The sequence below is a fragment of the Nocardia grenadensis NBRC 108939 genome (assembly GCF_001613445.1).
Classification (GTDB): domain Bacteria; phylum Actinomycetota; class Actinomycetes; order Mycobacteriales; family Mycobacteriaceae; genus Nocardia; species Nocardia grenadensis.
Genome location: NZ_BDCJ01000003.1, coordinates 98389 through 114558, shown reverse-complemented (window position 1 = coordinate 114558; position 16170 = coordinate 98389). Strand labels below are relative to the sequence as shown.

Genomic DNA, 16170 nt, shown 5'->3' with positions numbered 1-16170 from the left:
GGTACCGGTTTCCGGCTCGCCCGAGATCACTTCAGGACGAGCACTGCCGCCTTCTCCAACCGGTCGGCGATATCGGCGTAGGACTCGTAACCCATGCCCGCCCGCACCAGAGCCCCCGCGTACAGCAGTTCCAGCGATTCCACTGTTTCTGGATCGGCTTCGGGCGCCAGGGCCCGGGTGATGCGCTCCCGGATTTCCATACCGATCCGGGTCCGCAGATGCTGGACGTCGGGATCGCGGCCCAGCAGCGCGCTCGTCACCGCCCCCGACAGTTCTTGTTCGTCGGCCACCAGCAGGGCGATACCGCGCAGTTCGGCCAGAACCCGCACGGTGGGGTCGGCATCATGGCTGACCGGACTTTCCGAGGATCGGATCCGGCGCCAGAAGATCTCCGCGACCAGATGTTCCTTCGAGGAGAAATACGTGTAGGCGGTCGCGGTGCCCACACCGGCGGCGGTGGCGACCATGCGGATGGTGAGTCCGGCGAAACCTTCGCGGGACAGCACTTCCATCGCGGCTCTGGTGAGTCTGTCCACGGTGTCCGCCTGCTTGCCGCTCAAGCGCCGCCGAGTGGCCTCGAGAATTCTGGAATCGCCTTCGGACATGTGTCTAGATAGTAGTGTCGGTGTAGTGCCGGATCAACTTCCGCGCAGCCTGCAGCCCGTGAACTAATGTCGATCACCGCCGTACCCCGCGAACCGGAAGAGAGTCCCGACCTCCGATGATGCGAAATATTCGCCGATGCTCCGGCCTCCGCGGACCCTGTGTACCTGTATCGAAGGAGGCCTGATGGCCCTGTCGGCCCCCGCTCCGCAGCTGACCGACGAGCAACTGTTCGACCACGCCCGCCGGGCCACCGGTTTCATGCCGGAAGAGGAGGGCCGCGCGCTGCACGCAGCGGCCGTGAAGTACTGCCACGGCGGGGTGATCACCGAGATCGGCACCTACTGCGGGAAATCGACCATCCTGCTCGGCGCCGCCGCCCGCGCGCAGGACGGGGTCGTCTTCACTGTCGACCACCATCACGGTTCCGAGGAACACCAGCCCGGCTGGGAGTATCACGACACCTCCCTGGTCGACCCGGTCACCGGCCGGTTCGACACCCTGCCCCGGTTCCGGCACACCATCGACACCGCGGGCCTGTCCGATACCGTCATCGCGATAGTCGGCACCTCCGCGCGGGTGGCCGCCACCTGGCGGACCCCGATCGACTTCCTGTTCATCGACGGCGGCCACACCGAAGAGGCCGCCGACCGTGACTACCGCGGCTGGGCCAAATGGGTGATCCCCGGAGGCGGACTGGCCATCCACGATGTTTTTCCCGATCCGGCAGACGGCGGCCAGGCGCCCTACGGTATTTACCGGCGGGCGGTCGACAGCGGTGAATTCCGGGAAATATCGGTGACCGATTCGCTCCGTGTGCTGGAGCGGGTCCACCCGGGCACACCCTCCTGACGCCCGCGGCCTTCATCGCCGGATCAGGCCCGCTTCGGTGGCCGCCGCGACGGCGGCCGTGCGGGAATCTACACCGAGCTTGGTGTAGATCCGTGCCAGATGGGATTTGACGGTTCCCTCGGTGAGGTGAAGGTCCGCGCCGATCGCTCGGTTGGACAGGCCCGCGGCGACCAGGGTGAGGACCTCGGTTTCACGACGGGTCAGTGCGGCTCCCGGCGTGCGCAACCGGTTCAGCAGCCGGTCGGCGACAGCGGGGGCCAGTGCGGTGCGTCCGGCGGCGGCGGTCCGTACGGCGGCCGCCAGGTCTTCGGGCCGGGCGTCCTTGAGGACGTATCCGGTGGCTCCCGCTTCGATCGCCGGCAGGATATGGGCTTCGGAATCGAAGGTTGTCACGATGAGTACCCGCGGACTTCCGGGCCGTGCGGTGATCCGGGCGGTGGCCTCGGTGCCGTTCATGCCCGCACCGAACTGTAGGTCCATCAGCACCACATCGATGTCGCCGGCGCCCGCGCGGCCGACCGCCTCCTCGGCGGTGGCGGCCTCGGCCACCACCGTTACGCCGGGTTCGGTCTCGAGCACGGCGCGCAGCCCCGCCCGGACCACCGGGTGATCATCGGCAAGCAACAGCCGGATCCGGGTCCCGGTCACGCGGACGCCCCGACTCCGGCGTGTGGCGGACCGAGAGGTAGCCGGGCAGTCAGTGTGGTGCCTTCTCCCCGCGCGGATTCGACCGTCAGCTCCCCGCCGAGCGCGCGGACGCGATCGTTCATCGACGCGAGCCCGAAGCCACCGTCTCCGTTCGCGGTCGAGCCGGCGGGGTCGAACCCGCATCCGTCGTCGGCGATGGAGAGGACGACCCGGTCCCCGAGATATCGCAGGACGATATCGGCGCTCGCCGCGGCGGCGTGGCGGACCGTGTTCGACAGCGCGGACTGGGCGATTCGGAGCAAGGCGACCTCGTACGACGTCGGCATCGGGACCGGGTTCCCGTCGCGGTGGAAGCGGGCGGTGATCCCGTGGCGGGCGCCGGTGGCGGCGCAGAGGCGTTCGAGTGCATCGGCCAAGGAGGCTCCCTCCAGCGCGGGTGGGGTGAGGGCGGCCACGAACCGGCGTGCTTCGGCGAGGTCGTCGACCGCGGTCTGGCGCGCTTGGCCGACATAGCGCAGGGCGCTGTCCGGTGCCCCGGGCAGTACCCGCTCGGCGGCGCGTAAGAGCAGCTGGATACTTGTCAGGCCCTGAGCCAGGGTGTCGTGGATCTCGCGGGCCAGCCGCTCCCGCTCGGCCAGCACCCCGGCAGCGTGTTCCGCGGCCGCGAGCTCGGCGCGGGTGGCGGTGAGTTCCTCGATCAGCCGCCGTCGCCGTTCGCTTTCACGGTAGAGCGCCTGATACCCACGGACCACTGCGACGGCCACTGCCGCGCCGAGTGCGGGGCCGATGGCCATCGGCGCGCTGAACGTGGCCTGGTGGGCGGCGAAGCCGAGTGCGGCTACCACGGCGGTGACCGCGACGGCGGCGGTTCCGGCGCGTCGTGGCAGCAGATGCAGCTGGAGGAAGTACAGCGGGAAGGCGACCCAGACACCGTCGGCGGATATCACGAGCAAGGCAAGCCAGGCGCAGACGAGGACAGCCAGCCATACCGCCGCCGCCCGCCCGGAGCTGCGCACAGCGGGCAGTATCGATCCGCTCGCGTACACCAGCCCGCATGCCGTGGCCGTCGCCGCGACCGCACCGGCGTGCGGGTGGTGGCCGGCGACCGCCCGCCCTACCGCGAGTGCGAGCAGGGCCGGCACCAGCACGTGCAGTGGCCAGGCCAGGGCTCTGGGGGTGAAAGTGTGGGTGGTGTTCACGGTCCCCCCAGCCTAAGCAGCAGCGTGCGGGGCCGCCTCTGTCGAAAGTAGGAACCGTCGCTGTGCCTTCGGGCCGGTCGTTTTCCGTCCCGGGGCAGATGTGCGCGTGGTGCCGGGCGGCGAGGGTGGAGACACCACCCCCTCACGAAAGGGCTGCCGGCCGTGTTCGTCGCCTGGAGAGACCTGAAGTTCGCCCGCGGGAGATTCGCCCTCATGGGCATCGTTATCGTGCTGATCAGCCTGTTGATCGGAGTGCTGTCCGGCCTGACCGCCGGCTTGGCGCAGCAGAATATCTCCGCGATCACCGGTCTGCCCGCGAGCAAGATCGTATTCGGCGCGGACGGCACCGGCGCCGAGCTGTCGTACACCGAATCCCTCATCACCGAGGACCAGTGGCGGAGGTGGTCGGATACCCCCGGCGTCGACACCGCCGAACCGCTGGGGATCGGCATCGTCACCGCGAAAGCGGGAAGCAGGACCGCAGGCGTCAGCGTGTTCGGGGTCCGGCCCGGTTCGGCCCTTGCTCCCGCCGGTGAACTGATCGGTGCGGGGACAGCGGTACTGTCCGGCGCCGCGGCCGACGACCTCGGCGTCGAGCCCGGCGAAACCGTGACATTCGCCGGCCGGACACTGGTGGTCGCCGCGGTGCGCGGTGCCGCCTCGTTCGCGCACACTCCCGTTGTCTGGACCGGGCTGGACGCCTGGCGCCGTACCGTCCCCTCGGCCGAGGGCCAGGGTGCACCGATCGCGACCGTTATCGCGCTGAATACGGACGCGGGGGTGGACGTGCGGGCCGTCGACGAGGCGGCCGGGACGACGACTGTCTCGACGCGCGATTCGCTGGCCGCGATCGGGTCCTACACCTCCGAGAACAGTTCGCTACAGCTGATGCGCGGGCTCCTGTTCGTCATTTCCGCGCTGGTCGTCGGCGCGTTCTTCACCGTGTGGACTATTCAGCGCAGCCGTGACGTCGCCGTTCTGAAAGCGCTGGGCGCGTCGACCGCACGGTTGCTCGCGGACGCCCTGGGCCAGGCGACCGTCCTGCTGGCGGGCGGCACGCTGCTCGGTACCGGCTTGGCGATCGGGCTGGGTGCCGCCGTACGCGGCGCGTCCGTGCCGTTCCTGCTGACGCCCGCGGACGCCGCGGTGTCGGCCGCGTCGCTGATCGTGCTGGGCCTGCTCGGCTCTGCCCTGTCCATTCGACGCATCACCTCTGTCGACCCATTGACCGCTCTGGAGTCCGTGCGATGACCCTGAATCTGACCGCTGTCACCCTGTCCTATCCCGACGGGCCGGTGCGTACAACCGCATTGGACAACGTGGACCTGGACGTCTCCGCCGGCACGCTCACCGCCGTGGTGGGTCCCTCCGGATCCGGCAAATCCAGCCTGCTGGCCGTAGCGGCTACTCTCATCACTCCGGATTCGGGGACGGTGACCGTGGACGGTATCGAGACCACCGGCATGTCCCGGCGAGCGTTGGCCGCTCTCCGTCGGCAGCGGATCGGGATCGTCTTCCAGCAACCCAATCTGCTGCCCGCGCTCACCGCAGCCGAACAGTTGACGGTCGCGGCGCGCGTCACCGGCGGCAACACCCGGGGCGCGCACGACCGGGCCCTGCGGATACTCGATTCGGTCGGTCTGGCCGACGCGGCCGGACGGCGTCCGCACCAGCTCTCCGGCGGACAGCGTCAGCGGGTGAATATCGCCCGAGCGCTGATGAACGAACCCGCCGTCCTCCTGGTGGACGAGCCCACCAGTGCGCTGGACCGCGAGCGCGGCGCGGCCGTCGTCGATCTGATCGCTCGCTCCACCCACCGTCGCGGGATCGCTACCGTCATGGTCACGCATGACCCGACCCACCTCGCGGCGGTCGATCGAGTCGTGGAGGTACGCGACGGCCGACTGCACTCTCCGGCGGCCGTAGGGTCGTGACCGTGCCCCGGAGTGCATGCAGCGGGTTGGGCCGGCCGCGCCCGATCGACACCCGGAACGCGCCGGGATATCCCGCGGCCTGCGCCTGTATCGCAGGGTGTCAGTCCGCCCGATGGTCGGGCTCGCGCTCCGTGGCGTACTTCCTGGCCCAGGTGTAGTCCGGTTTACCGCTGGGGGACCGCACGAGCGTGTCCGTGATCCATACCGCGCGGGGCACCTTGTACCCGGCGAGGTGGCCGCGGACATGGGCGCGCAGCCCCTCGGCGTCCAGCGCGCCCCCGGTGAGGCTGACGACCACGGCGACCTGCTGGCCCCAGCGGTCGTGCGGCACCCCGATCACGGTGGCGTCGTAGATAGCGGGGTGCGCTTTCACCACGCCCTCGACCTCTTCGGCGAACACCTTCTCGCCGCCGGTGTTGATCACCATATTGCCGCGGCCGATGAGGCTGATGGTGCCGTCGTCCTCCAGCCGGGCCCGGTCGTCGGTGACCACGATCCGCTGCCCGTCCACTACCTTGAACAGTTTCTCGGTGCGCTCCGGGTCCTTGTAGTAGCCGAGCGGGACCGCGCCGGTCTTCGCCAGCCAGCCCTCGTCGCCCGGTTCCACCGGGTGCCCGTCGTCGTCGACGACCACCGCGCCGCGCCCGATCGACACCCGCGGCTTCCGGGCCGGGTCCTCGTCGCGTTGTGCGAAACCGATACCACCGAAGCCGGTTTCGGAGGAGCCGATGGAATCGGAGACGAACAGGTTCGGGATGAGGTCCAGCAGCGCGTTCTTGGTCGGCTGGGTGAGCAGGGCGGCGCCCGAGGCGATCATGAACAGTCCGGTGGCGTCGACGGGGTCGGCGCGGTAGGCGTCGATGAGCGGGCGGGCCATCGCGTCACCGGTGACGACCATGACGCCGGGACGTTCGGCGGCCACCGTGCGCCAGATGTGTGCGGGATCGAACCGGGGAACGAAGACCACGCAGTTACCGGACCACAGCGCGATGAAGGTCGGCATCATGGCCGCCAGATGCATGAGTGGCGGCAGGATCAGCCAGGTGGAGGGTTCACCCGCGGCGCCGGTGCGGGACTGCTGGTATTCGTCGGTGACGGGTTCGTTGCTGTAGAAGTCGATTCCGCCGCCCAGGACCCGCCACATGTCCTCCTGTCGCCACAGCACACCCTTGGGCATCCCAGTGGTGCCGCCGGTGTACATGACGAACAGATCGTCGGCTGTGCGCGGTACTTCCGGCCGGGTGGTGGGTGCGGCCGCGGTGACCTCGGCCAGACAGTCCACATCGGGATCGGCCGGAGTGCGGTCGTCGGCCGCGCACAGCAGGTATTTCAGTCGCGGTGACCGCTGTGCCGCGGCACGTACCGCCGCCCCGTAACAGGCGTGGTACACGAGATATTCGAGGTCGGCGTTGTCGTAGAGGTGGGCGAGTTCTTCGGGGCCGTACCGGAAATTGATGTTCACCGGTACGGCGGCCAGTTTGAAGCAGGCGATCAGCGTCTGCATCGTATCGATGCTGTTGTGCATCTGGAACCCGACGTGCGTGCCGCGGGTGACCCCTTGGGCCGTGAGGTGGTGGGCGAGCCGGTTGGCGCGTTCTTCCAGTTCGCGGTAGGTCACGCGCCAACCCTCCTCGATCAGCGCGGTCCGGTCGGGTACGGCGTCGACCGAGTGTTCGAACAGGTCGGCGAAATTATTGGCCATATCAGTCCTGCGATGGGCCGGGCACTGGGTGCCGGGTCGGGTCAGACAACGGTGAGGGGCAGTGCGATACCGCGGTCGGTGAATCGGAAGTCGACGCCCGTGCTGAAGCGGGTGATGGCCACCTCCGGTGCTTCGGCGAACGGTTCGTCGGCGCGCGAGATCTCGGCGGTCCAGCCGTCGGGTCCCTCGTCGACGACCCGGCTCCGCAGATGCGGGTCGACTCCGCGGACCAGGGCGTCCAGCGGGCCGAGCCGGTCGGGCTCGATCATCGACAGCCAGCCGCGGTCGGTGAGCGCGCCGCTGCTGCCGGGGAACCGGATCCGCAGGACACCGATGCCGGGCTCGACTTCGACATCGGTGTAGTGCCGCGGATTCAGCGCCGGGTGCGCGCATAGCACCTGGGCGAGTGCGTCCAGATCGGTGCCCAGTCCGAGACCGGCGCGGATCCGTTCCGAGGTCACTCCCGCGATCCCGGTGAACTGTTTGCGCCCGATCTCCAGCGCGGCGTCGTCATCGGTGCGTTCGTGCACCGCGATCATGAAGCCGAGCACCAGCAGATGCTGCTGCAGGCACACCTCCTCGGCGATCCGGACCAGGGCCGAATGGGAGAAGTCGGCGAACCGCAGATCGCTGAGCAGCGGTCCGCTGTAGTCGGCGCGGCCCTCGTCGCCCGGGTCGATATCGGCCAGCGGTAACCGCGCGGCCACCGATTCCGCCACCAGTGGCGCATTGCGCGGCACCTCCGGTGGGGTGTGCGATTCATCGATGACCACCGTCCACGCGCACATGGGGTGCCGGTCGGCGGGGACCCGGGGCGGGCGGTGGATGGGCCGCACCCGGGCGTACTTGTTGGTGGCCAGGGCCGTGGCGTCGAAGGTGGGGTCCTCGATGGCGTGGCACATGGCCGTCACATAGTCGGGGCCCATCGGTTCGACGTCGGCGAGGGCGCCGCAGTGGTCGAGCCAGAACTCGCCGTGACGGGCGTCGTCGACGCGGAACCGGAAGTCCATGAACTGTGGTGGCGCCCCGATATCGAGCTGTAATCCCTTGAAGATGGTGACCACGTCGTCGCCGGTGTAACCGAGGGCCCGCTGCATCCGCCGGGTATAGATCGGGCTGGACAGCTGCCATTCCTCGATCGCGACCTCGGCCATCCCCTCCCGGCCGAACGCGGAGATACAGTGCGCCATGCCGGACCGGTCGATCAGCTGCCCGCACAGCAGCAGTTCGGGCACCAGGACGGCCAGCTGCTCTCGGGTCAGCTCGTGAAACCTGCTGGTGGGTAGGGGCATCGGGGTCACCAGAGGGAGGCCGGCGAGGTGCCGATCCGGTACCACCCCGGCAGCCGGCCGGAGGTGGCCTTGGCGATCCGCGCGTTCATCCCGTCCGACATCGCCTTATCGGTCATCATCTCCAGGAACAGTGCCGAGACATTGCCGTAGTCGAAGAAGTCGCGCTGCCACGACCACTGGTAGTCGCCGCCGTAGCGGAACCAGCTGCCGCCGATGCCGTTCACCGTGTACTTGCTGCCGTCGGCGCGGGGCGTGGTGTCGTAGACCTGCTTCCAGAAGCCGATCACGTCGCCGCTGCGTTCATCGATGACGAACTGCTGGTAGGGATACTGCCAGCCCTCGAGGCCCTCCATTTCCTGGCCGAGGGCGAGATCGCGGATCTCCTCGCGGCCGACGGCCATGAATTCGTCCTTGGGGCCGTAGTTCCAGCCGTAGGTGGCGTCGGCGGTGTACATATCGGCGAGCGGCTTCCAGTCGCCGAGCTTCTCACATCGTTCGTTCTCCGCCACCCAGCGGCGCACCATCTCGTCGAGTTCGGCGCGGTCGAAACCTGTCATGGATGTGTCCCTTTCGAAAAGGATTCGTGGTCTGGATCCAGTCGGTAGCGGTGGTCGTCGCGCACGGGCGAGGCAGGTGATCGGTCGACGTGCCGGCCCGGAAGCCGAGGCGTGGGCGACGATGTCGCGCCCGCGTGCGTGCGGCCCTGATCCGCTCAGTCGGTGTCGGCGACGAGCAGCAGGGCCTGGGTGGGGCAGTAGCGGACGGCATTGTCGACGTCGGCTTTCAGTTCCGGGCCGGGGTTCGGGTCGAGGATCTCCACCTGGCCGCGTTTGGGTACGGAGAAGACGTCCGGCGCTTCGGCAGCGCAGACGGCGTGTCCCTGGCACAGGTCCAGATCGGCCACGATTTTCATAATGTGTGCTCCCTCGGCGTGGAGTGTGCGGGGCGGTTTCCCGGGGGCGGCGGGGCGCGGCGCTCCCGGGTCGGAACCTGCCCGGTCCGAGAACGAGTTCCTCCCGGGTGACGGGCCGGCGACCCGTAGGGAAGACACATAGCTGGACATGTGTCTGGACGCTACCATCGGCAGGTGTGCCCGACAACGATTCAGCAATTTTCCCAGAATCGGCGCCGGGATCGAGGTGGTTCGCCGATATCGCCGGACATGCTTTCCTGACTGCTTCCCGCGGCTCGAACGAGAACGTGTTCTTGCGTGCCGGTGAGCGTCCCAATTATATTCCGTACACCTGTCCAGACACTCCCGGCGGAACGGATCCGGCGGAGAAGGAGCAGCCATGAGCGACCCGACCCCCGAGCCCACCGTGCGTGAACGCGGGCTGGCCAAGATGGCGGAGGTCTACGGATGGGAATTCAAGGACGGCCCCGGCGACCATTTCGCCGTCACCGCCGACCACCTGTTCGCCGATATCTGGTCGCGTCCTGGCCTCACCCTGCGCGACCGCAGACTGCTGCTGCTCGGGGCGCTCACCGCCCAGGGCCTGTTCGATGTCGCCGGGATCCAGATCGGCGCCGCCCTGCAGAACGAGGAACTCGACGAAACCCAGCTGCGCGAGATCGCGCTGTTCCTCTGCCACTACGTGGGCTGGCCGGCCGGCACCTCACTGGACCATGTGATCGGCGCCCAGCTCGACCAGCACGCCAAGAAAGCGAAAAAAGCCGCCGAGACCGGCCGCTGACGACCACGATCCTCCACCCGCCGGGACGCGCCACGGCCCGCCGGCCCCACCACAGACAAGGCACACGAGTATGCGTTTCGGCATCGTCCTGTTCACCAGTGACCGCGGGATAGCCCCTGCCGCCGCGGCCCGGGCCGCCGAGGACCACGGATTTTCCTCGTTCTACGTCCCCGAACACACCCATATCCCGGTGAAACGCGAAGCCGCGCACCCCCAGACCGGCGACGCGTCGCTGCCCGACGACCGCTATATGCGCACCCTCGACCCGTGGGTCGCGCTCGCCACCGCCGCCGCGGTCACCGAACGGATCGAACTGGCCACCGCGGTCGCGCTGCCGGTCGAACACGATCCGATCACTCTCGCCAAGACCATCGCCTCGCTCGACCACCTCTCCGGCGGCCGGGTCACCCTGGGCGCGGGCTTCGGCTGGAACACCGATGAGCTGGCCGATCATGGCATACCCGGCAACAAGCGGCGCACGGCGCTGCGGGAGTACCTGGAGGCCATGCGGGCGCTGTGGCGCGAGGACGAGGCCGCCTACGACGGCGACTTCGTGAAGTTCGGGCCCAGCTGGGCCTGGCCCAAGCCGGTCGACCGCACCGTTCCCGTCCTGGTCGGCGCGGCCGGAACCGAACGGACCTGCGCCTGGATCGCGAGACACGCCGACGGCTGGATCACCACCCCGGGGGAGAACGATATCTCCGGCAGCCTGGCGACGCTGAAGAAGGCGTGGGCAGACGCCGGCCGCGCGGGCGCGCCGCGGGTGGTGGCCCTGGATTTCAAACCCGACGCCGAACGGCTGGCGTCCTGGGCCGCCGACGGTGTCACCGATGTGCTGTACGGCTTGCCGGACAAGGGCGAACCGGAGGTGCGTGCCTATCTCGAACGGCTGGCTGGCACACTGCGGAGCATGAATTCGATCACCGAGACGGGCGAGGACAGCCAGTGCGGATAGCCCTGTTGTCCTACCGCAGCAAGCCTCATTGCGGTGGGCAGGGGGTCTACGTGCGCCGCCTCAGCGCCGGACTGGCCGAACTCGGCCACGACGTGGAGGTCTTCTCCGGTCAGCCCTATCCCGCCGACCTGGACCCGCGCGTAACCCTCACCGAGGTGCCCAGCCTGGACCTCTATCGCGACGACGACCCCTTCCGCACGCCGCATCCCCGCGAGATCCGGGACCGGATCGATCTGCTGGAACTGGCCACCATGTGGACCGCCGGTTTCCCGGAACCGCGCACTTTCAGCATGCGCGCCGCCCGGCTGCTGCGCGGACGGGTCCACGATTTCGACGTCGTGCACGACAACCAGTGCCTGGGTAGCGGGCTGCTCGATATCGCGAAACGGCTGCCGCTGGTCGCCACCGTGCACCACCCCATCACCAAGGACCGGGAGGTGGACCTGGCGGCCGCCGCCTGGCGGCGCAAACCCCTGGTGCGCCGCTGGTACGGCTTCCTGGGTATGCAGGAGCGCATCGCCCGGCGGATCCCCGATCTGCTCACCGTCTCCTCGTCGTCGGCCACCGATATCGCCGACGATTTCGGTGTCGATCCCGGGCAGCTCAATGTCGTGCCGCTGGGTGTGGACACCGAACTGTTCGCGCCGCGCGGTCCCCGGGTGCCCGGCCGCATCGTCGCTGTCGCCAGCGCCGACAAACCCCTCAAGGGCATCACACATCTGCTGCAGGCGCTGACCCGGTTGCGGATCACCCACCCGGTGGAACTGCAGCTGGTGGCGAAACTGGAGCCCAACGGGCCGACCGAGAAGCAGATCGCGGAACTGGGCCTCTCCGATATCGTCACGGTCCGCGCCGGGCTCACCGATACCGAACTCGCCGAGGTGCTGGCGTCGGCGGAGATCGCCTGCATCCCGTCCCTCTACGAGGGATTCTCGCTGCCCGCGGTGGAGGCCATGGCGTCGGGAACCCCGCTGGTGGTCAGCCGCACCGGTGCGCTGCCGGAGGTCGTCGGCGAGCCGGGCGTCTGCGCCGAGCTCACCGAACCCGGCGATTCCGCCGAACTGGCCCGGGTGATCGGGCAGCTGCTGGATTCCCCGCAGACCCGGCAGCGGATGCGGGCCGCCGCCCGGGACCGCGCCGTCTCGGTGTTCAGCTGGGAGTCGGTGGCCGCACAGACCGTGCAGGTGTACGAGCGGGCCATCTCCCGGCACACCGGATCGCCGGAATTCATCACAGGAGGCACCTCGTGCTGACCGTCGACTTCGACCGCGCCGGGATCGGCCCGGGCACCCGGGTCATCGATGTGGGCTGCGGCGCCGGCCGACATTCGTTCGAGGCCTACCGTCGCGGCGCCGATGTGGTCGCCTTCGACCAGGACGCTCCCGAACTCGCCGGGGTCGCCACCATGTTCGAGGCCATGGCCCAGGTCGGGGAAGCGCCCGCCGGAGCGAAAGCCGAAGCCGTCCACGGTGACGCGCTCGACCTGCCCTACGGCGCCGGGGAATTCGACGTCGTGATCGCCTCGGAGATCCTGGAGCATGTGCCCGCCGACGACGCCGCCATCGCCGAACTCGTGCGCGTACTGCGCCCGGGCGGGCAGCTGGTGGTGACCGTGCCACGGTGGCTGCCCGAGCGGGTCTGCTGGGCGCTGTCGGACGAGTACCACGCGAACGAGGGCGGGCATATCCGCATCTACAAGGCGGACGAACTGCGGGACAAGATCACCGCGCGCGGCCTGCGGCACACCCACCGCACCCATGTGCACGCCCTGCACTCGCCGTACTGGTGGATCAAATGCGCGGTGGGCGTCCACAAGACCGAACATCCGCTGGTACGTGCCTACCATCGGATGCTGGTGTGGGACATGATGAAACAACCGGTGCTGACCCGGACGGCGGAACGCCTGCTCGACCCGCTGGTGGGCAAGAGCGTGGCGTTGTACTTCAGCAAGCCGGCGGTGACCCGTGCCGGCGGGTGAACTCCCCTCGGTCCCTTCGGTTCTCACCCGCCGCCAGATCCTGCAGACCGCGCAGTCCATCGCCGCCGCGCAGGAACCCGACGGCGCGATCCCGTGGTTCCCGGGCGGGCACACCGACCCCTGGGATCACATCGAATCGGCGATGGCGCTCACCGTCGCGGGCCTGCGCGACGAGGCCGTCGCCGCCTACACCTGGTCGGCGCGCACCCAGCGACCCGACGGGTCGTGGCCCCGGCAGTTCCGCGCCGGTGAGATCGAGGATCCGGCCACCGATGTGAATTTCTGCGCCTATCTCGCCACCGGTGTCTGGCACCATCTCGCGGTCACCGGTGATACCGGGTTCGCGGCCGATCTGTGGCCGGTGGTGGCCGCCGCGATCGATCTGGTCGTCGCGAGCCAGGGCGAGCACGGTGAGATCTATTGGCTACGCGACGGCGACAAGGTCCTGCCCGAGGCGCTGGTGACCGGTTCGGCCAGTATGTATCACAGCATCGGTGCCGCCCTGGCCCTCGCGCGCCGGCTCGGCGACCCCCACCCGGAGTGGGAGACCGCCCGCGACCGGCTCGGCACCGCGCTGCGCGATCACCCGGAGACATTCACCCGCAAGGACCGCTATTCCATGGACTGGTACTACCCGGTCCTGGGCGGGGCGCTGCGCGGACGCGCCGGCCACGACCGTATCGCCGAACGCTGGAACACCTTCGTGGTCGGCAATATCGGGATCCGCTGTGTCAGCGACCGGCCCTGGGTCACCGGCGCCGAAACCTGTGAACTCGTGCTGTCCCTCGACGCGCTGGGCGACCGGGACCGCGCGCTGGCCCTGCTGGCCAGCATCCAGCATCTGCGGGAAACCGACGGCTCCTACTGGACCGGGCTGGTGTACGCGGACGGGAAACGCTGGCCGGTGGAACGCACCACCTGGACAGGTGCCGCGGTGATCCTGGCCGCGGACGCCCTGTCCCGGACCAGCGCCGGCAACGGGATCTTCCGCGATCTCGCCGCCGACGCCGTCCCGGGGCGGGCGGTGCCCGTGCGCGTCACCGGCTGACGCGCGGGACGGCGCAGCCGCTCAGAGTTCGGCGAGCTTGGGCACCACGGGGGCGAGTGTGTCCACCCAGCCGGCCGGGGAGCCGCCGGGCGGCATGACGATCGCGGTGTGCACGCCGAGTGCGGCGTACCCCGCCATCTGACGGACGAAATCGTCGTGGGCAGTGGGGTCCGGGCTGCCTGCCAGGACAGTTTTGCGGATCCGGTCGTAATCGGTGCCCAGATCGTCGCAGTGTCGGCGCAGCACATCGAGTTTGTGTGCTACGTCCTCGGTGCTCGAGGCGAACAGATTGCAGGCGTCGCCGTAGCGGGCCACCAGCCGCAGTGTGCGCTTCTCCCCGCCGCCGCCGATCAGCACCGTGGGCCGGTGCAGTGGCTGCGGCGAACACAGGGTTTCCGCGAGCTGATAGTGCTTGCCCTCGAACGGCCCGTTGTTCTGCGGATCCCACATCTGCGCGCAGATCCGCAGCGTTTCCTCCAACCGGTCGAATCGTTCCCGGAGCGGCGGATACGGCACCCCGAGTCCGTGGTGTTCGCGGTCGAACCAGGCGGCTCCGATGCCGAGCGCGGCGCGGCCGCCGGAGAGCACATCGAGGGTGGTGACGATCTTGGCGAGCAGACCGGGGTGCCGGTAAGTCACGCCGGTCACCAGCAGGCCGAGTTCGAGCGTGGAGGTGTGCGCGGCCATGTACCCGAGGCTGGTGTAGCCCTCCAGCATGTTCGCCTCGGCGGGTAGCCCGGTCGGTTCGATCTGGAAGAAATGATCCATGAACGACAGCCAGGTCGCTCCGGCCGCCTCCGCTGCCGCGCCGACGAGTGCCAGTTCACCGGCGATGGCGGCGGTACCGCCGTCTACCTCGAATATCGGAATGTGCAACCCGAGTTCCATCGGATTCGTCTCCCCTTGCCGTGGTGGATTATCCGTCGCACACACGCTACGACCTGGAGAGCGCTCCAGGTCAAGCCGTGGCGGGCGGGTCGGGAGGATGTATCCGGCCCGATACCGCGGCGTCGCGGCACAGGTTCCGTCGCGTCACCCGGGCACTCTGCCGCTACGGTTCCCGGGCGCGCGGTCGATCATTCGAATCGCCCTGATCTCAACCCCCGTGGCCCGCGCGCGGGTGGCGTATTGGCGGGATCGGCCCGGATCCGCGCAGGTCGCGCCCGTCGATGCCCGGCGAATTGCGCCGGCCCGTCCAGCGGCCGCCGGACGGCGGGCCGGTATGGCCCCAAAACGGCGCTATCGTCAGCGTTCATGCAGGTCAGCGATACGAACACCGAGCGGGCAGGCGGTACGGCCGGTGTCCGCCGGCTCCGGGCCGACCAGGCCCGGCGCATTGCCGATATCCTGCGCCACCAGATCTACGCCGGCACTCTGGGCGATGCCCTGCCCAGCGAACAGCGGCTGGCCGCCGAACACGACACCTCCCGCAACACCATTCGCGACGCCCTGGGGCTGCTGCGCGATGAAGGTCTGATCGACCGCGCGCCCCGCGTGGGCACCCGGGTGACCGCCCGCAAATACGACCACGGATTGGACGCGCTGCTGGGCCTGCAGGAAACCCTGGAGGGCCGCGGCACCGTCCGTAACGAGGTGCGGGCCGGGCAACTCATCACTGCGCCGCCGGCGGTGGCCCGGCGGCTCGGCGTGGCCCCCGGCGAGCAGGTCGTCTACCTGGAGCGGCTGCGGTATCTCGGCGAGCAGCCGCTGAGCCTGGATCTCACCTACCTCGCGCCCGAGATCGGTGTGCGCGTCCTCGACCACGACCTCGCGCACACCGATGTCTTCGTGCTGCTCGAACAGCTCAGCGGCCGGTCCCTGGGCTCGGCGGACCTCACCGTGGAGGCGATACCCGCCGACCGGCACACCGCCGCCACCCTCGACGTCCCCGACGGAGCGCCGCTGCTCATGCTCGAACGTCTCACCCGGCTCGACGACGGAACCCCCGTCGACCTGGAATACGTCCGGATGCGCGGCGACCGGATCACGCTGCGCGGCAGCCTCTCCCGCGGCATCCCCGAATGGAAGGTCCTCTAGATGGCATTGGCGAACCAGCGCACCGATATCCCCGTGACCATCGACGAATCGCTGTGTATCGAAGGGTGCACGTTGTGTGTCGAGATCTGCCCGCTCGACTCCCTGGCCATCAACCCGGACAACGGGAAGGCCTTCATGCACGTCGACGAATGCTGGTACTGCGGGCCCTGCGCCGCCCGCTGTCCCACCGGTGCCGTCACTGTCAACATGCCGTATCTCCTGAGGTAG

General features: G+C 69.0%; 19 protein-coding genes. 11 read left to right on the top strand and 8 right to left on the bottom strand.

From position 1 onward, the window contains the following. Positions 1-26 precede the first annotated feature (26 nt). On the bottom strand, positions 27-605 hold the full coding sequence (locus tag NGR01S_RS02785) for a TetR/AcrR family transcriptional regulator (protein ID WP_063034586.1): 579 nt from the start codon (positions 603-605) through the stop codon (positions 27-29). A gap of 184 nt (positions 606-789) precedes the next feature. On the opposite strand from NGR01S_RS02785, the gene NGR01S_RS02780 reads away from it, so the two are divergent. Continuing rightward, complete coding sequence (locus NGR01S_RS02780) at positions 790-1455, top strand: class I SAM-dependent methyltransferase (protein WP_157107086.1); 666 nt, start codon at positions 790-792, stop codon at positions 1453-1455. A gap of 12 nt (positions 1456-1467) precedes the next feature. Here the strand turns inward: NGR01S_RS02780 and NGR01S_RS02775 are convergent, their stop codons facing one another. Beyond that, positions 1468-2103, bottom strand: a complete 636-nt coding sequence (locus NGR01S_RS02775; protein WP_063034585.1) for a response regulator — start codon at positions 2101-2103, stop codon at positions 1468-1470. Then, positions 2100-3302: a sensor histidine kinase gene (locus NGR01S_RS02770; RefSeq protein WP_063034584.1), complete on the bottom strand. Its 1203-nt coding sequence runs from the start codon at positions 3300-3302 to the stop codon at positions 2100-2102. The genes NGR01S_RS02775 and NGR01S_RS02770 overlap by 4 nt, the downstream gene beginning before the upstream one ends. A 213-nt stretch (positions 3303-3515) precedes the next feature. Between NGR01S_RS02770 and NGR01S_RS02765 the strand changes: the two genes are divergently transcribed. Further along, entirely contained in the window at positions 3516-4553 is a 1038-nt protein-coding gene (locus tag NGR01S_RS02765; protein WP_218020703.1) for an ABC transporter permease, read from the top strand. After that, the gene (locus tag NGR01S_RS02760) at positions 4550-5236 is read left to right on the top strand and encodes an ABC transporter ATP-binding protein (protein ID WP_063034582.1); all 687 of its coding nucleotides are present in this window, start codon (positions 4550-4552) and stop codon (positions 5234-5236) included. Before NGR01S_RS02765 ends, NGR01S_RS02760 begins: the two co-directional genes overlap by 4 nt. Before the next feature lie 100 nt (positions 5237-5336). Here the strand turns inward: NGR01S_RS02760 and NGR01S_RS02755 are convergent, their stop codons facing one another. From NGR01S_RS02755 to NGR01S_RS02740, 4 genes are all read right to left on the bottom strand, one after another. Then, positions 5337-6938 carry an acyl-CoA synthetase gene (locus NGR01S_RS02755; RefSeq protein ID WP_063034581.1) on the bottom strand — a complete coding sequence of 534 codons (1602 nt, stop codon included), beginning with the start codon at positions 6936-6938 and terminating at the stop codon, positions 5337-5339. 41 nt (positions 6939-6979) lie between these two features. Next, the gene (locus tag NGR01S_RS02750) at positions 6980-8230 is read right to left on the bottom strand and encodes a hypothetical protein (RefSeq protein ID WP_063034926.1); all 1251 of its coding nucleotides are present in this window, start codon (positions 8228-8230) and stop codon (positions 6980-6982) included. A gap of 5 nt (positions 8231-8235) precedes the next feature. Continuing rightward, entirely contained in the window at positions 8236-8787 is a 552-nt protein-coding gene (locus tag NGR01S_RS02745; RefSeq protein WP_063034580.1) for a nuclear transport factor 2-like protein, read from the bottom strand. Between the two features lie 155 nt (positions 8788-8942). Further along, a complete protein-coding gene (locus NGR01S_RS02740; protein WP_030519976.1) occupies positions 8943-9143 on the bottom strand; it encodes a ferredoxin in 201 nt (66 codons plus the stop codon). 176 nt (positions 9144-9319) lie between these two features. Here NGR01S_RS02740 and NGR01S_RS30750 point away from each other — a divergent pair, with 176 nt between their 5' ends. The 6 genes from NGR01S_RS30750 (at position 9320) to NGR01S_RS02715 (ending at position 13905) form a co-directional block, all read left to right on the top strand. Continuing rightward, the gene (locus tag NGR01S_RS30750; protein ID WP_157107085.1) at positions 9320-9526 is read left to right on the top strand and encodes a hypothetical protein; all 207 of its coding nucleotides are present in this window, start codon (positions 9320-9322) and stop codon (positions 9524-9526) included. Further along, positions 9523-9924, top strand: a complete 402-nt coding sequence (locus NGR01S_RS02735) for a carboxymuconolactone decarboxylase family protein (protein WP_063034579.1) — start codon at positions 9523-9525, stop codon at positions 9922-9924. The genes NGR01S_RS30750 and NGR01S_RS02735 overlap by 4 nt, the downstream gene beginning before the upstream one ends. 70 nt (positions 9925-9994) lie before the next feature. Further along, positions 9995-10879, top strand: coding sequence for an LLM class F420-dependent oxidoreductase (locus NGR01S_RS02730; protein ID WP_063034578.1), 885 nt, complete (start codon positions 9995-9997; stop codon positions 10877-10879). Further along, positions 10870-12132, top strand: a complete 1263-nt coding sequence (locus NGR01S_RS02725) for a glycosyltransferase family 4 protein (protein WP_063034577.1) — start codon at positions 10870-10872, stop codon at positions 12130-12132. Before NGR01S_RS02730 ends, NGR01S_RS02725 begins: the two co-directional genes overlap by 10 nt. Further along, positions 12126-12857 carry a class I SAM-dependent methyltransferase gene (locus tag NGR01S_RS02720; protein ID WP_063034576.1) on the top strand — a complete coding sequence of 244 codons (732 nt, stop codon included), beginning with the start codon at positions 12126-12128 and terminating at the stop codon, positions 12855-12857. The genes NGR01S_RS02725 and NGR01S_RS02720 overlap by 7 nt, the downstream gene beginning before the upstream one ends. Continuing rightward, entirely contained in the window at positions 12844-13905 is a 1062-nt protein-coding gene (locus tag NGR01S_RS02715) for a glucosidase family protein (protein WP_063034575.1), read from the top strand. Before NGR01S_RS02720 ends, NGR01S_RS02715 begins: the two co-directional genes overlap by 14 nt. A gap of 21 nt (positions 13906-13926) precedes the next feature. On the opposite strand, the gene NGR01S_RS02710 is transcribed toward NGR01S_RS02715, so the two are convergent. After that, the gene (locus NGR01S_RS02710) at positions 13927-14793 is read right to left on the bottom strand and encodes an LLM class F420-dependent oxidoreductase (protein WP_063034574.1); all 867 of its coding nucleotides are present in this window, start codon (positions 14791-14793) and stop codon (positions 13927-13929) included. 366 nt (positions 14794-15159) lie between these two features. On the opposite strand from NGR01S_RS02710, the gene NGR01S_RS02705 reads away from it, so the two are divergent. After that, positions 15160-15942, top strand: a complete 783-nt coding sequence (locus NGR01S_RS02705) for a GntR family transcriptional regulator (protein ID WP_063034573.1) — start codon at positions 15160-15162, stop codon at positions 15940-15942. Beyond that, positions 15943-16170, top strand: a complete 228-nt coding sequence (locus NGR01S_RS02700; protein WP_033246130.1) for a 4Fe-4S dicluster domain-containing protein — start codon at positions 15943-15945, stop codon at positions 16168-16170.

Excerpts from the sequence above, each read along its gene's own strand:
- NGR01S_RS02785 (WP_063034586.1), bottom strand. The coding sequence starts at position 605 with ATGTCCGAAGGCGATTCCAGAATTCTCGAGGCCACTCGGCGGCGCTTG.
- NGR01S_RS02765 (WP_218020703.1), top strand. The coding sequence starts at position 3,516 with ATGGGCATCGTTATCGTGCTGATCAGCCTGTTGATCGGAGTGCTGTCC.
- NGR01S_RS02710 (WP_063034574.1), bottom strand. The coding sequence starts at position 14,793 with ATGGAACTCGGGTTGCACATTCCGATATTCGAGGTAGACGGCGGTACC.
- NGR01S_RS02780 (WP_157107086.1), top strand. The coding sequence starts at position 790 with ATGGCCCTGTCGGCCCCCGCTCCGCAGCTGACCGACGAGCAACTGTTC.
- NGR01S_RS02745 (WP_063034580.1), bottom strand. The coding sequence starts at position 8,787 with ATGACAGGTTTCGACCGCGCCGAACTCGACGAGATGGTGCGCCGCTGG.
- NGR01S_RS02740 (WP_030519976.1), bottom strand. The coding sequence starts at position 9,143 with ATGAAAATCGTGGCCGATCTGGACCTGTGCCAGGGACACGCCGTCTGC.
- NGR01S_RS02760 (WP_063034582.1), top strand. The coding sequence starts at position 4,550 with ATGACCCTGAATCTGACCGCTGTCACCCTGTCCTATCCCGACGGGCCG.
- NGR01S_RS02755 (WP_063034581.1), bottom strand. The coding sequence starts at position 6,938 with ATGGCCAATAATTTCGCCGACCTGTTCGAACACTCGGTCGACGCCGTA.
- NGR01S_RS02700 (WP_033246130.1), top strand. The coding sequence starts at position 15,943 with ATGGCATTGGCGAACCAGCGCACCGATATCCCCGTGACCATCGACGAA.
- NGR01S_RS02750 (WP_063034926.1), bottom strand. The coding sequence starts at position 8,230 with ATGCCCCTACCCACCAGCAGGTTTCACGAGCTGACCCGAGAGCAGCTG.
- NGR01S_RS02730 (WP_063034578.1), top strand. The coding sequence starts at position 9,995 with ATGCGTTTCGGCATCGTCCTGTTCACCAGTGACCGCGGGATAGCCCCT.
- NGR01S_RS02735 (WP_063034579.1), top strand. The coding sequence starts at position 9,523 with ATGAGCGACCCGACCCCCGAGCCCACCGTGCGTGAACGCGGGCTGGCC.
- NGR01S_RS02705 (WP_063034573.1), top strand. The coding sequence starts at position 15,160 with ATGCAGGTCAGCGATACGAACACCGAGCGGGCAGGCGGTACGGCCGGT.